The organism is Spongiibacter thalassae (assembly GCF_012272835.1).
Taxonomy (GTDB): Bacteria; Pseudomonadota; Gammaproteobacteria; order Pseudomonadales; family Spongiibacteraceae; genus Spongiibacter; species Spongiibacter thalassae.
This window is the reverse complement of the sequence record NZ_JAAWWK010000001.1, coordinates 310430-325034: the sequence shown is the minus strand read 5'-3', so window position 1 is coordinate 325034 and position 14605 is coordinate 310430. Positions and strand designations below refer to the sequence as shown.

The window sequence follows — 14605 nt, the reverse complement described above, 5'->3', positions numbered from 1 at the left end:
GCTGCACAAATAAACCAGCGTGAACGAACGCTCTGTTAATCAGGTTTTAAACTACCAGCGATATACCAGCATCAATTGGGCGACCATAACCTCCCACCTGTTTTCGGCGTTCTCGCCATACGGCAAACTTTCATTGGTATAGACAACCTTAACTGGCGGCTGATAAATATATGTGCCAACCACCTCGATATCCTGCGTTATTTTATTTGAATACCCTATAGTAAAATGCTCTTCCGCTGTTACCGCCAGCAAGGGATCTGTACGCGACTCTGGCAACGGGTTTCTGCCATAGTTGTAGCCCAAATACAGGTTTGAAAAATCGTTAATCCTGTACTGCGCACCTATAGCAATCACTTTCTGGTCTCGCCAATCAAGCACAGACTTGTAGCTCAATTCACTATCGGTCGCTGCTGGTGAAACGGGCTCGGACAGATTCAGCACCGAGGACTTCATCGCCTTGGACCACATCACAATTTTGTAATCCGCAGAGACCGTCCATTTGTCAAACCCCCTGTATGCCAATCCGACACCGAAGTCACTGGCAATATTGAGCCCTTTAATCGACGCATTGTTGTAGCGGACTTTACCAAAGCCACTTGCGCTCTGGTCGAGAACAGCATACCCATCTTCCAGTTTGATCTCTGAATCGGTGGCATAGGACGCGCCGACAGTCAACACAGGATCGATGTCATACTGAAAGCCAATTCTACTGCTGAATGATTCGCCGGAAACTCCGTCCACTTTAATCCCATAAAAGACGTTTCCATTGCCGTCGTCGACAGAGGTATCAGGGAAAAGTTCTTGAGCTGCCTCTGAATAGAGAAAGCCAAACGCCCCTCCCAACCTCAGACGGCCGTCCAATGACTCCCATGCCAGTGCACTTTGTAGCTTAAAAGAACCAAATGAGGACGACACAGTATCTTCGTTACCGAAGGCAGTGTTTATGTCTTTGTACGTAAAACCGACCCCACCCTGTGCAAACAAACCAAGGCCCAGTGTGAATCCAGAGTCCTTCAAAGGATGAGCATGTGCTACGCCGAAGACCGCCGAGGCCTGTGGATCGAGGTCCTCACGAGGGCCATACTGGTCGTCATGAGAATTAAAATAGTAAAAAGGCTGTACATTAAATTCCGTTTTAGTCTTATCGGTATAGGCCAGAGCTGCCGGATTAATATTCAACGCAAAGGCGCCGCTATTTATAGCGATGTCCGCGCCCCCCAAACCTGCGGAAATCGCGCCATAAGCAAAGTCGTTGATTCCATTACCTGCATAGGTTAATGAACTCAACAACAGCGCGATAAATGTACCGATCAGTATTTTTATCATAATTCCCTGCACAAACCCTCACGAGTATCACAGCGATACCGCGACAAGATTAATAATGTAATTTCCCTTAAGGTGACTCTGGAACCGACCGAACTAACGAACCTTTAAGTGCTATTTACCATCTTGGTCTTAATCAATCGCACTACACGCAAAGCTATCCATGAATTGAAACAGTATTCACGTATAGCGCGACAGACAAATTTCACCAATTAAGCTCAGTGTTCACTGGGAACGTCGAAGTAATCGATGTATTTTTTGAAATCCCGCTCGGCTTTTGCGATAGACTCTGGAGTACCAGGGTTGAATCTATGGGGCGGCCGTGAATCGCGGGGATTATCACTTAAGTATTTCTCCATACTTGCCTTACCTTCTGCGGACAAACCAATGCCGAAGTGTTCCAGCATTTTCTCCACTTGAGTAATTGGACTCGCGACAAAATCCTTATAAGTCAGATTGAAAATCTGCGATGATGGAATTTCTCCATTTTCAATCTGTGATATAACGGCATTAAAACGCGCCGCCGACGTTGCCGAGTCGGTCATGTATTCCAATGAACCGCCTTTAAACGGGTGTTCAGAGCGCCCCCATTGAATCGTCCCAATAATACTGACAAGGGATGCAAGTGCACGTACAGGATCGCGGTGAGGCCAAACAAAGCAGGCATCTGGATATACTTTCAGAATCGATTTCATCCGATCGAAGTGAAGCGGGTCTTTAAGCACCCAGTGTTTCCTTGGATTTTTCCACTGAAGTAACTTAAGCACTTTTTTATGGTAGCGGAATGCAGGCTCCCAATCCCATTCCGGATTGAATACCATCGCGTCGTAGCTCGCTACCTGCCCCATACAGTCAAACAGTGATGGTGACATAAAATTAAAGCCCATAACCGCCATATCCTCGTGGGGTAGACGGGCTGAAAACTCGTGCATTGAATCCAATTCAGGCGTGATGCGTGACCACTGACAAATGCGTTTATCTGCTACCTCTATGCGCGGGTCAGAGAGATAAGTCTCCTGCTCTGGAGGAGGACAAGGGAACATTGCCTCCCAATGCATCAATCCACCAAAATCAACGTTGTGCGACAAAAGATTCTGCATGAAAGAAGTACCCGACCGTCCCTGTCCGATGATAATCACAGGTCGAACGATCTCTTCATCCTCTATTTCCGGATGCTTTTTATAGGTGTCTTCAATCTTAAGGCGGCCTTCCAGCAGCATGAGAATCTCGGACCTGGCCACCAGGCGCCCCATAAGATGCAGATCGGCCTCTTCATCGAGCGATTTAATCAGCACTTTGAAAGGCTCGTACCATTCATCATCACCGAAATCTGAGAGGCCGGTATTACGCTTTGCGGCCTCAAGCAGAGAGTTCTCATCCAAAGGCACTACGCTTTTAATATCCATAGTGTGACCTTCCTCGATAACTCGAGCTACCCAATCAGGTCTGGCTGGCGGTGTCCATTCCGCGCGATGATCATTCTTTAAGTTATTCACTTGTAATACCTCTATCGATCTAATTTAGACGTTACACCACGTATCGATTATTAAACTGCTCGAGGCGCTTGCTTAGGGCCTGCTCGCGCTCTTCAGGGGATACCCACTTTGTTTCTTTCGGCAGAACGTCCTTTAGATCGCAAAGCTTAACAACCTGGGTATGTATTTCAGTCTCACCAAAATCATGATCTTTGGTTTGCGGCAACTGGTTCAGACGAATCATAAACAGTGGTTCGTAGGTATCCAACATGTCTATCCAGTTGTGCACACCCGGGTCTTTCAGCGAAAACACATAGGTGTAGGAGCCGTCTTCATTGGCAATACTTTGATCATTGTTGAGGGTACTCTGCCGGCTCCAGTAGTTACCGCTCATCAACCAATAATCGTAAAGCACAGTGACAAAATATTTTGAGCCGCCTGGCTTTAGCGTGAGTACAAATGCTTCGTTGTCATTAAGCTTTAAATGCCCCCGCGCCAACTTCTGAATAGCCATACCGCCAAAAAAAGTCGTGGTTTCGGGCTCGGTACAGGTATTTATATCAACGCAGGCCACCATCCGGTGGAACCAAAAATTCTCGGATATATCGTCGATAATGTAGCGATTCGCGAGTTCGGCAATCTGGTCAATGGATTGAGGTGGCGCAGTCGGGGGTGTAACCCGTTTGATTCGCAACGCATGGGGCTTTTGATCCCAATTCACTCGGCTCGCCCGAACGAATATATACCGCGCGTTAATCATTGTTTGTATATGGTTTTTACGACCGTTGGCAGGCTCAGGACTAATGGTTATAACAAAGTTGCCATCTTCATCAATTTCGACGTCCTGCCAGTCGAGGCATGCAAGGTTCATCCCCATTGAGAGATTGCCGACAATATGAAATGGGCACTCACCTACAGGCTTATCGCTGAGTTTACCGTGCAATTCAAAATGAGAGCGCCCATCAACCGGAATCCAGCTATAGTTGTTATCCGGATTTTCAGCGGTACCAGGCCCACGGCAACCCGGCACATCCATTCCGAACCAGTTGTGCGGTGGCCCATAACCGTGATCCAGAACTTTCGGGTAATTAGAGTCGCCATTTATCGCCAACAGCAAATAGTGGAATGTCCATTCTTCCATTTTCTTCTCAAAACTAACCCAAGCCTCGCTGGGAACCTCATCAGTGCACATCATTCTCCAACGACGCGCTGCGGCCTGCTTCGCGGCGAGCACACGTGGATGACTCATCATCTCGAGAGCGAGCTCTTCTATTTCCTTTTGGTCTAGCGTCGCGGTGTGATTATTCGGGGACAGAAAATGGGGATCATTCAGGTCCAGGACATCTGTAGCACCCAGACATTTTGATCCAACTTCGTCAAAGGACGTTATATTTTTCATATTTTAGAACCTCTTGATCTTATAACTGAACAAATTTGTGAGATTGGCCAACCGCTCTACTCGCCGTACATTCTCACGAATCCCTCTCGCCTGTACCGAATTGCCGCCTTGCGTTCTTCGGGACTCACCAGTGCCGTATCACCGGGCAGGTAATCGAGTAGCTTGTCGAGCTTTACTTTCATTACATCAGGAACGACAGTTTCCGTAGTGAAGTAATTTCTGAAAAACATCTCGCCATGATTGTGCTTGGTAGGATCCAGCCAATTGGCGACGCCGGGATCCTTGATTGAGAGTACAAATCGATAACCCCCGTCAGAATCCTGTACAGCTTGCGCGTTATTCAAGGAAGTCTGGTAGCGACTGAAGGGGAGCGCACGCGACCAGGTATCACCCAACATGATCCCCCAGTAAGGACTGGTAGGTGCCTCTTTAAGCTCAATGATAAGCGCCTCGTCCTCATCTATGGAGAACGCGCCTTGCGCGTAGACACTGAATGAACTACCACCCACAAATGTCAGCCCTGGCTGCGGCGACATAACATTTGGCTTGCCCTGGCTTCCGGCGTTGGCAAAGTCCCAAATGCCGATAGTGAATTCCTTGATGTAAATGCGCATTAGCATTTCTGCGCGATGAATTCGCTCTGCCATCACCGCCTCATCAAACTCTTCCTGCTCGTAAAGGTCAGCTTCTACCGGCGCTAAATGTTCGATTCGATACTCGCCAATGTCTTCATTACCAAATTTCTTGATTTGGGTTCGAATGTATAACAAGTTCCAGTTTGAATTATTGTCTAACGCAACCCAATTTCGCTCTCTTGGCGGACCGCCGATAATGACCTCATAATTGCCATTTTCGTCGAAATCGACAATATCGTTAAAGTCATGCATACCAATAGTTCTATGGTCCGGCATGCCGAGGGAATCGCTGCAAACCTGGAGGAGAAGCAATTCATTTTCGCCTTTTCTGCCGGACAGCTTGTAAGCATAGGCGCCGTCCAGATAGAGAAGGCCGTAGTGCCAATCCGCACCCACTAGTCCCAACGAAAAAATGTCGTCGTGCCAACCTGAGTTGGTGTGAATTCGTGGCGTAGCGGTACGCGGAGCGATGGTCATACTATAGGCAATAGCCTGTATCTCCATCATGACGTGAAACGCCTTGGCTCGATATCGCGGGTTTTTAAACATCGAGGACTTCTCGAGTAAGAAGCGCATCTCATCGACAGCGGAATGATAGCTTTGCCATGCACTTCTTAGCGCTGGGCTCGCCTGATCCGGCCTGGCAGTCAATGAAGCGGGAGGCGCGTCCATCAATGCCTTCCTAACCTTATTTGTCTCGTCTTCCGGAATTGAAAAGTTTGAACCGCTAGCCCCAACACCATATTCCGTCTTATTTTTGTTTACCGACATACCAACTCCTGCCATTTAGTCAACGCCCGGCCGCATATTCTTCTTACATGGGCCGATCTGATCACCGTGTAGCGATCGGCCTTCAAACAACACTGTATGCGACATGCATGAAAGCTGAAAACTACGCTTACGCCATGAGTTCAATTTTAAACACATAAAAAATACTGTGTCTATTTAATTTCAACGCTATTTCCCGTCTGATCCAGGAGCGATGAAATAGCGCCTTTCATAATGCCTACAAGGGAAGATAGCCTACGCATGAACGACAACCCTTGAGCAAATCACGCATTGGAACCGATCAACTTGATACCGCTATACTGCCTTTGCGAGGCTATACAAGCTTTTAGTACACAGCCTCGCGATAGTCCGACAGCTTTAGTTAAAGAGTTGTCACCTAGAACGCCTCCCACTTCAAACGCACACCGTACATTTTTGGCGGCGCGTAGCGGCCACTGATATTGAAATCAACGGGGAAGCGACTTGAGAAGTATTCTGACCCCTCAAGGTTAGAACCGTATCCGGTAACTCTTATTTTGGTGTCTTCATGGTAGTAAGAGATCTGCGCATTCACTAAAGAGTACTGAGGTTGAACGGCAGCATTTTGTGCATCAAAAAAGAATCCATCGTTAAAGTAATAACCCGCACCCAGTTCAAACTCGCCCCCCAAAGCAAAGAATGAATAATTCATGCCAAAGTTATAACTCCACTCCGGAGTTCTTACTGTTCTGTTTCCTGTGTAATCCTCAGTACGACTCGCAAAAGTGCCTACTTCATTAAACCCTGAGGCATTCTGATAATCGGTATATACCCCGTCGAGATAGGAGAAAGAGCCACTTACCACAAAACCTGGAACTGCCTCCATAAATGGCACCCAAAGGAAATCCCCATCGGCGCCTTTTATTTCTGCCGCACCAGCGTTTTCAAAACTTATTGCACCACCATTTTGCAATGCAATTATTGCCACCTGAACGTTATCAACTTCGTTCTTGAACACACCGAAATTCATGCGTAACGCACTATCAAATAGCTCTAGCTTGGCGCCTACCTCAAGAGAGTTGGCCTTTTCGGGCTCAACAAACTCAGGCTCAGTGGTGATATTAGCGACCTGAAACGCGCCCGATTTCACGCCTTTCGATCCTGTAAAAAATATCAAGCCATTATCAAGGCGGTAATCTATAGTTAACTTGAAGCTTTCATCGTCGCTGTCTCTTTCGTCTGGCTCATATTCAATAAGGGGTTCTGAATTCGTGCCATCTCCGCCAACAAAGCCAAGTTCAGACTGAGTGATTTTCTTCAACTCGGTTTGATAACGCGCACCCAGAGTAATGCCGACTCTATCCTGGAACAGGTTTTGAGTGACTTCCGAAAATACGGCATGAGCATCTGTGTCGACCAGCCCATTAAAATACACCGTGCCACTTGCGGGTAGCGGCACTCCAGCCGCACCTGCAATAGTAGCCAGCGGCACTAATACCGGGGCTGCTATATCGGTAGCGCTACCCGCTACGGCAAGTTCGATATTCCGGAATCCGGCTTCTCGTTGCCGATAGAAGAAATAGCCTGCGATCCACTTTAGCTCGTCTGAGTTCCACGAGTTCTCATTAGAGATAAGTTGCGCCTCTGCGGTGACATACCGCGCGCCCTGATCAGTGGGGGCAAATCTCGCTAAAGGCGCATTGTCTCCATCGAAATCAACACTGAAGTCGGTTCTTATACTTTGGTAACTGGCAAGCAGCTTGGTATCAAACGGCAATTCCGACGCCCAGTTGTATTCCAGATATGACAATTCATTCACGTTTTTACCAAAAACCGGGTCGTCCGGGTCTGCCTCATAGGCGTCCCTATTCTGCAGAATCGCCTGAAAAGTCGGACGCGTCTCTTTCGAGGTTAGCAACTGTTGCGTAACACCATCGAACCGAGACTGCAGTGTCGTCGCGGTGATATCCATTGTGTCTGATATATCCCAGGTAACGCGTACCTGGAAACCTCTGGAGACATCGTCGCCAAACGGCTCCTGCGTTTGTGCATCCGCGGGCCTGTTATAGTAACTTTCCTCGCCATTTCTAAATACCGACAGTCCCGCTTTAATGTTCTCTGTCAGAGGGCCGGCAATATAGGCTTTATAGTTTTCGCGATCGTAATTACCTTTATCAATTCCCAAGGAAAAATAAAACTCGTCACTGGGCTTTTCAGTGATAGTGTTGATCGCACCACCGGTAGTGTTTCGACCAAACAACGTACCCTGTGGGCCTTTCAACACCTCAATTCTGCTGATCTTACCCAGATCCTGAGCCAGACCATGCGCGAATGGGGTGTATATTCCATCTATGTAGGTCGCCACGCTACTATCAGCGGAGGGAAGAAATATGTCCGAGCCGACGCCCCGCAGGAATATAATGGTGTAACCGACGAGATTTTCAATCTGCAAACCCGGAGTGATGGAGGGCAACCCCTGAATGTCGTCTACCCCAAGCGCTTCCAGCTTTTCACCGGAGTGAGCCGAAACCGAAATCGGAACACTCGCCATGGATTCCTCTCGCTTCTGAGCGGTTACCATTACCTCTTCAAGCACCCTGCTGGTCGATTTTCTTTTCAAAGGCTCCGCGCTGCTCGCCTCACCATTGACATTCTGAGCGTACGCGGCGTACGGAACCATCGCCGCCACGCATGCGAACATACCTATTTTTATACTCTTCATACCAAACACTCCTACCTATTAGCCGCGACAAAACGACAAAGAAATAATTCATTCAATTAATAAGCCAATCGCAATCACCCATATGCCTCTTAACGCCCAACCCAAACAAAAGTAAATTTATAGATCGGCAATTCGACCGCAGGCAAACATAATTTTTAGACTTATATTCTATTAATTTAGCTAAAATATTATTTACAAAACATTCTTGAAATATACTTTTCCGACCCTTTAAAGCTTACATACAGAGCGATAGATTCTTACCGCCTTTATTCCTGATCGGGTCGTATTTTTCTACCCTTACATATGGGGTGTGCACGCGCTTTTCGTCAAACTAAATCACAACATAAGGATGTAGAGAATTCGAAAAGCGCGTTCGTATCGCCCTTATCCCTGCACCTAGCTCAGGAATATCATATTCCCGGTTGACGTAAGCCAATACATGACTAAAATTGTAGACAGCGACACAAATAACCAAATATTACAAGCAGTCTTAAGAACAAATGGCCCGTGTGACACTTCCATAAAGTTTGACATCACGATTTTCACTTTAATAAAAGTCACTACCATTAACATACACACTGCGCCAAATGAGATCGCGCCAACATCAACTCTCGACATCTCACTTACAACCCAGGACAGTGCGGTTGCCGAGCCAAGTACGAATAGCGTCGCACTCTGTCTGTTCATTATCAGGTCTTTCATTTACTCACCCCATTAAGTAAATAAGTGGAAAAAGGATAATCCAAAGCAGGTCAACCATATGCCAGTACGTGGCACCTGTTTCCAGGAATTTAATTTCACGCTCCCCCACTCTACTTTTGGTCAGCTGGAGCCACATCAAGCCGAGCACACAAAGGCCTATAATGACATGGATGAAATGCATCCCGGTCGCCATAAAATAAAGCATGTAGAAATCATTGGTTACAATGGTTATTCCGGCATCGAACTTCGTCCAATACTCGTATATTTTCACCACTGAAAACCCTATCCCACATGAAGCTGCGCCGATCAATAGCTGCCGCGCTTGAACCAACTTTTGCGATCGCGCGGATTCGATAGCCATCACCACGCACCAGGAACTCATCAACAACAATATAGTATTCAGCGTTGCCAATGTTTCGCTCAGAGTTGCCTGCGAAGTTAGGAACTCTTCAACGTTATAGGCTCGATAGTACATCCATGAACCAAATAGCGCGGTAAATATAGAAAGATCACCAAACAGAAACACCCATATACCACCTTCGCCCGGAATACTCGTCGGCTTTTCTTTCAACTTACCCAGCTTAAGGTAGCTGCTTGAGAGGGTACCTTCTCCAATGCTCATATCAATTCCTCAAATCCAATTATAATTTTTCCCGAGAAGCAATGCTTAGCGCGCTCTCGCATCCACCAGACAGTCTTTATTGTCTGACTGCAAATTCTTGTCGTTGATGATTGCCTTTGACGTGGACCACATCATCACCAGGACCCAGATAAAGAATGTGAAATAGGGTATATAGAAGGTAAATATTCCATCCCAGGCAAACGGTCCGGTGTGGAAAAATGGCGTGCAGATATCAGGAACGAAGGATACGCCAACGAACACATTGAAATATCCCACCCAGCGGGGATAAATTGGTTCTTCACGGTTATCGAACAGAATTGCAATACCAATGGCGAAGTTCCAGACAGTGTACGCAATAAATGTAGTAACGAAGAATACCCAACCCAGATCATTTAACAGATATATAAGCTGGTCGTCTCTCTCCGGGCGGAATGCCGCGGTTAGCCAGCAGATCCATGTGGTAATAAAAACAAGAGAACCCGACGAGAAAGAAGCGATCTGAATATTACTCAGTACCGGAGAAACGCCCTCGATTCTTCTGGTTTGAGCGGCAATAACAGAGCCGATTGGCAGAATAAAACTAAATCCGAGGAATGCCAGCGCGAGGCCAAAGCGAATCGCCAAGACATTCTCACGGTAAAACGCCGCAATGACTTCTGCGCTCGCACTCGGAGAATGCGCCGGAATAAAATCGGCGATGGCCCATGAGCCGCCGAATAGCATTATAAGGAAGGGAATACCCGTCAGAATACACGCTAAATGCAGCAACTGGGTGTTACTTAGCTTTTTACCTTTGATAGTAATTTTTTCATCATCAACGTACACATCGTTGCTGCTTGTGAGTGGTATATCAGTACTTGTCATTGCAAGCTCCTCAGGAATCTATAGAAGGGCTGGGGGTTCGCCCTACACCTTATTAGTAATGACCCTGCTACCAGCGTCTGCCTAGCGATCATTACCAGCACTTACACTCGCAACGCCACCTTTAGACACTATTCGCTGAAACCTAAAATAGTAACTACTAATTTAAAAACAAGCTAACTCTCTTAGCGGATGATGTCAATAGTCAATTAGATTACTTTTTTTCAATCAATTTACTTATTCTTTTTTTAGCAGATGACTGGCGCTGCGTTATTCCCTGCCGCGTTATTCCCAGCCAAGGCAAGCTTGCTTTACCCAACCACAAGTTAGAAACAATCCAGCGCGGCTCTCACGCACTCTTATTGGCATTTTTGTAAGACGTTCTTCTGAGCTTCAGTCAGGATTATAGGTATAGACAATCCAATATTTGTGAGTTTACAATTGAACTCAGCAACGGTCAACGCTGATTTTGTGACGGACCTATCATCAACAACCCGTACAACCGACCGTCATTCAGCGGCCGCCAGGATAGACCAGAAGAAAGACGGCCGCAGGCCCGGAATTGGCATCATCTCGACGTGCCCATGCCGTGCGTCTATCGAACAAGGCTTCTGCCGGAAAATAAACATATTAATTTGAGGAAAAGTTATGTCTTTTATCGACGTTTTTAACGGAGATGCCGACGGCATCTGCGCACTGATACAATTACATTTGGACTGTCCCAGAACGAGTACTCTGGTCACCGGCGTGAAACGGGATATTGCACTTCTGGATCGCGTAACTGCTACTTCAGGTGACACCGTTACAGTGCTTGACATTTCAATGGACAAAAACCGCTCGGCGCTGGAGCGGCTTCTGGAAAGCGGCGTGGAAGTTAAATACTTCGACCACCACTACTCAGGAGACATACCGGATTCAGCCCGGCTGGACGCCAACATCAATACCGCCGCAGATGTTTGCACGAGTCTACTGGTAAACGGCCATTTAAAAGGGAAGTATGCTGAGTGGGCACTCGTCGGCGCTTACGGCGACAACCTCAAACAGTCAGCGATTCGCATTGCGAAACAGTGTGACATCAATACCACCGACCTTGAAGCTCTCGAAAATCTGGGTATTTATATTAATTACAATGGATACGGCAGTAACCTTGAAGACCTGCATTACCGACCCGAAGATCTGTTCAAAGAGCTCGTTCGCTTTAAAACGCCACAGGAATTCATTTCCAGCTCAACAAAGACGTTTAATAAACTCAAAAACGGCTACGAGGGCGACATGCACGCCGCCGGTAGTCTGGGGCCTTTCTCCCACTCATCCAAAACTGCTGTCTATGTTCTTCCCGACACCCCCTGGGCACGCCGTGTGAGCGGCGTCTTTAGCAACGACCTTACCAATCAATATCCGCAACGAGCACATGCGGTACTAACCGAGAAGCCTACAGGAAGTTATCTGGTCAGCATCCGCGCCCCACTTGAGAACAAGTCCGGCGCAGACGAACTATGCAGAATGTTTCCGACAGGCGGTGGACGAGCCGGTGCTGCGGGGATTAATGATCTTGAAAAGGCCGACCTCGATCGTTTTCTGCAAGAGTTTGAGAAGCGCTACGGATAGACATGGCAGAATATTATTAACAACAACGGGCCCCTGTTAGCAATGAAATATCGTCGCAATAGACGAGCTATCACAAAGAATACTTTGCTAGCCTCACCTTGCCAGCATAACTACCCTAAGGTGAGAACAGGGGCACGAGCATAATCTTCACCATAAAAATTTCACTATAAAAATAAAGTAACGAGATTGGCAATTATGGAAAGTAGACTCGGCACAGCGCCAGAACCATTCACTGATTCAGCCCCTAAACCAGTATCCGAACGTGCTATCCCTGGAATAATTTTCGCCACGGTACTACTTTCAGCATCTGTAGTCATTGCTCAAGAGACAAGCCCCATCAATAGCGATACACCTAAAATAAGAAATCGATTGCTAGAAGAGGTTGTGGTCACAGCCCAGAAAAGAGAAGAAAACATTCAGGATGTCCCCATTTCAATTCAGGCCTTTTCCGGTGACTTGCTGGCGGCCAAGGGAATCAACGACCCTATAGACCTCCCCACTATAACCCCCGGCATGACGTACAGCGCCATCACCGGCTTTACTCTGGTCTATATTCGAGGAGTCGGTTCAGATGTTTTTTTACCGAATGGTGAAGCAAGTGTCGCCACCTACGTAGATGGCGTTTATTTCCCCTTAAATGCCGGGCTGGCACAATCTTTCGGCTCAATCGAACGCCTGGAAATTTTGAAGGGGCCGCAAGGTACGCTTTTTGGGAGAAACACCACGGGCGGCGCTATTAACGTCACCACGAAGTCACCTACCGAAGAGTTTACCGCAGAGCTGAGCGGAAGTTATGCGCGATTCGAAGATATTCGATTTTCGGCTAACGTGGGCGGGCCAATAACCGAAAGCTTGATGGCAAACATTGGCATTATCGCGAATAGATCGGAAAACTACTACAAAAATGAAGGCCCGCCAATTGAGGGGAAGCTGGAAGACGCGAAAGAAGATGGGCTTCGAGCAAAACTCCTGTGGATGCCAACTGACGAACTTGAAATATTGCTAACCTATTACGCATTATCATCCGAGACCAGCAAGTTTAATATGACCGTGGCCGAGGCGAAACCGGCAGGAGCGACTGCCGGCGTAGCGCCCGCATCAAGCCCCTACCACGATCATACTGATGCTCCACAATACAGCACTACCGACGTGAGCGTCGGTATTCTAAATATTGAATACGATCTGGGCTGGGCGACATTTAAGTCAATCAGTGGCTGGCAAGATACCCAATACTTCACGCTGACGGATTTTGATGGATCAAATATGCCTATCGCGGCATTTGATGGAACTGCGATACTAAAATCTTTTTCTCAGGAAATCCAACTACTGTCAACTGATGCGCCAGAATGGCTGGAGTGGATAGTAGGTGCTTACTATATGGATGTGAGTGAAGCGAGTTTTAACCCTCAGTTGGCGCCTTTTTCTACGGATTCAATCTATGTTTCCATACCCCCGTTAGGTGATGCCCTCAGTGATCTGGATTTAATTCCACAATCCACTTTACAGATGTTTGGTCTTATGAAGACCAAATCAACCTCAGTCTTTGGGCAAGCTACCTGGGCGATGACTGACACCCTGAGCCTGACTCTTGGTGGTCGCTATCAGGAAGAAGAACGAGCGATTTCAGAAACGTCTTCAGTAATGGAGTTTGACGACGACCCACAGTCGCAGACTATTTGCTGCAATCCCTCTTCATTCTCCGAGGAGGAAACAAATTTCTCTCCAAAAGCAACATTGGATTATGCGCCCAACGACAGCTTATTGATTTATACGACATGGGCAAAGGGTTACAAAAGCGGTACATTCAATCTTGTCAACATACTTGTACCGTCAAATTACGTACATCCCGAAGTTGTTACCTCCTACGAATTTGGCGTGAAATCCGAGTTGTTTGACTCCGCCGTTCGACTTAATGCGGCGATATTTCACAATGAAGTTCAAAACTCCCAGCAACAGTTCATTTCCTTGTTTTCAGGGGGCATCACTCAGCTCGAAAACGCCGGGGGCCTTGAGATCGAAGGCGCCGAGTTTGACCTGACATGGCATATCACAGACCAACTGGCGTTTAACGCAGGCGCGGCGTATTTGGACGGTGTATATACGGATTTTAAAAATGCGAGTGGATATGAACCAGGGACCGGCACTTACACCAACACACTGGATTTAACCGGAAATAGTACGGTAAGAACGCCAGAGTGGTCTGCTAACGCCAGTTTAAGCTATACCTTCGCCGTACCGGGAGGCACGCTGGAGAGCGTCGTTGACGGCTACTACAATTCAGGATACTTCTACGACACACAAAACGTTGCCGAGCAGCCAGAGTATTACCTGATAAACGCGCGTTTTAGCTATTTCCACGAGGATACCGGAATACGCTTTACTGTGTTCGGCAAAAATCTCAACGACGAATTATATTACTACAATCGCTACCAAACAGACTTCGGAACGCTGGGAACAGTTGCGCCACCCATGTCAGCAGGCGCGAAGTTAGAATGGGCTTATTGACCCTTA

At 47.2% G+C, this 14605-nt stretch carries 9 protein-coding genes; 2 read left to right on the top strand and 7 right to left on the bottom strand.

The annotated features are described in order from the left end of the window. Nucleotides 1–51 precede the first annotated feature (51 nt). From HCU74_RS01325 to HCU74_RS01295, 7 genes are all read right to left on the bottom strand, one after another. Nucleotides 52–1326, bottom strand: a complete 1275-nt coding sequence (locus HCU74_RS01325; protein ID WP_168448593.1) for an OmpP1/FadL family transporter — start codon at nucleotides 1324–1326, stop codon at nucleotides 52–54. 215 nt (nucleotides 1327–1541) lie between these two features. Further along, nucleotides 1542–2729, bottom strand: a complete 1188-nt coding sequence (locus tag HCU74_RS01320; protein WP_168448592.1) for a sulfotransferase family protein — start codon at nucleotides 2727–2729, stop codon at nucleotides 1542–1544. Nucleotides 2730–2850: 121 nt separating this feature from the next. After that, the gene (locus tag HCU74_RS01315; protein WP_168448591.1) at nucleotides 2851–4197 is read right to left on the bottom strand and encodes a DUF1214 domain-containing protein; all 1347 of its coding nucleotides are present in this window, start codon (nucleotides 4195–4197) and stop codon (nucleotides 2851–2853) included. Nucleotides 4198–4253: 56 nt separating this feature from the next. Then, nucleotides 4254–5603 (bottom strand): DUF1214 domain-containing protein, encoded by a 1350-nt coding sequence (locus HCU74_RS01310; protein WP_168448590.1) that lies wholly within the window; start codon nucleotides 5601–5603, stop codon nucleotides 4254–4256. A 394-nt stretch (nucleotides 5604–5997) separates the two neighbouring features. Beyond that, nucleotides 5998–8301, bottom strand: coding sequence for a TonB-dependent receptor (locus tag HCU74_RS01305; RefSeq protein WP_168448589.1), 2304 nt, complete (start codon nucleotides 8299–8301; stop codon nucleotides 5998–6000). A 706-nt stretch (nucleotides 8302–9007) separates the two neighbouring features. After that, nucleotides 9008–9625, bottom strand: coding sequence for a cytochrome c oxidase subunit 3 family protein (locus tag HCU74_RS01300; protein ID WP_168448588.1), 618 nt, complete (start codon nucleotides 9623–9625; stop codon nucleotides 9008–9010). Nucleotides 9626–9670: 45 nt separating this feature from the next. Continuing rightward, nucleotides 9671–10489 (bottom strand): hypothetical protein, encoded by an 819-nt coding sequence (locus HCU74_RS01295; RefSeq protein ID WP_168448587.1) that lies wholly within the window; start codon nucleotides 10487–10489, stop codon nucleotides 9671–9673. A 645-nt stretch (nucleotides 10490–11134) separates the two neighbouring features. On the opposite strand from HCU74_RS01295, the gene HCU74_RS01290 reads away from it, so the two are divergent. Next, entirely contained in the window at nucleotides 11135–12094 is a 960-nt protein-coding gene (locus tag HCU74_RS01290; RefSeq protein WP_168448586.1) for a DHH family phosphoesterase, read from the top strand. 195 nt (nucleotides 12095–12289) lie between these two features. After that, nucleotides 12290–14599: a TonB-dependent receptor gene (locus tag HCU74_RS01285; RefSeq protein WP_168448585.1), complete on the top strand. Its 2310-nt coding sequence runs from the start codon at nucleotides 12290–12292 to the stop codon at nucleotides 14597–14599. The last annotated feature ends 6 nt before the right edge of the window (nucleotides 14600–14605 follow it).

Bases quoted from the DNA above. Each gene is read 5' to 3' on its own strand.
- HCU74_RS01315 (WP_168448591.1), bottom strand. From the start codon at position 4,197: ATGAAAAATATAACGTCCTTTGACGAAGTTGGATCAAAATGTCTGGGT.
- HCU74_RS01325 (WP_168448593.1), bottom strand. From the start codon at position 1,326: ATGATAAAAATACTGATCGGTACATTTATCGCGCTGTTGTTGAGTTCA.
- HCU74_RS01285 (WP_168448585.1), top strand. From the start codon at position 12,290: ATGGAAAGTAGACTCGGCACAGCGCCAGAACCATTCACTGATTCAGCC.
- HCU74_RS01320 (WP_168448592.1), bottom strand. From the start codon at position 2,729: ATGGATATTAAAAGCGTAGTGCCTTTGGATGAGAACTCTCTGCTTGAG.
- HCU74_RS01305 (WP_168448589.1), bottom strand. From the start codon at position 8,301: ATGAAGAGTATAAAAATAGGTATGTTCGCATGCGTGGCGGCGATGGTT.
- HCU74_RS01300 (WP_168448588.1), bottom strand. From the start codon at position 9,625: ATGAGCATTGGAGAAGGTACCCTCTCAAGCAGCTACCTTAAGCTGGGT.
- HCU74_RS01295 (WP_168448587.1), bottom strand. From the start codon at position 10,489: ATGACAAGTACTGATATACCACTCACAAGCAGCAACGATGTGTACGTT.
- HCU74_RS01310 (WP_168448590.1), bottom strand. From the start codon at position 5,603: ATGTCGGTAAACAAAAATAAGACGGAATATGGTGTTGGGGCTAGCGGT.
- HCU74_RS01290 (WP_168448586.1), top strand. From the start codon at position 11,135: ATGTCTTTTATCGACGTTTTTAACGGAGATGCCGACGGCATCTGCGCA.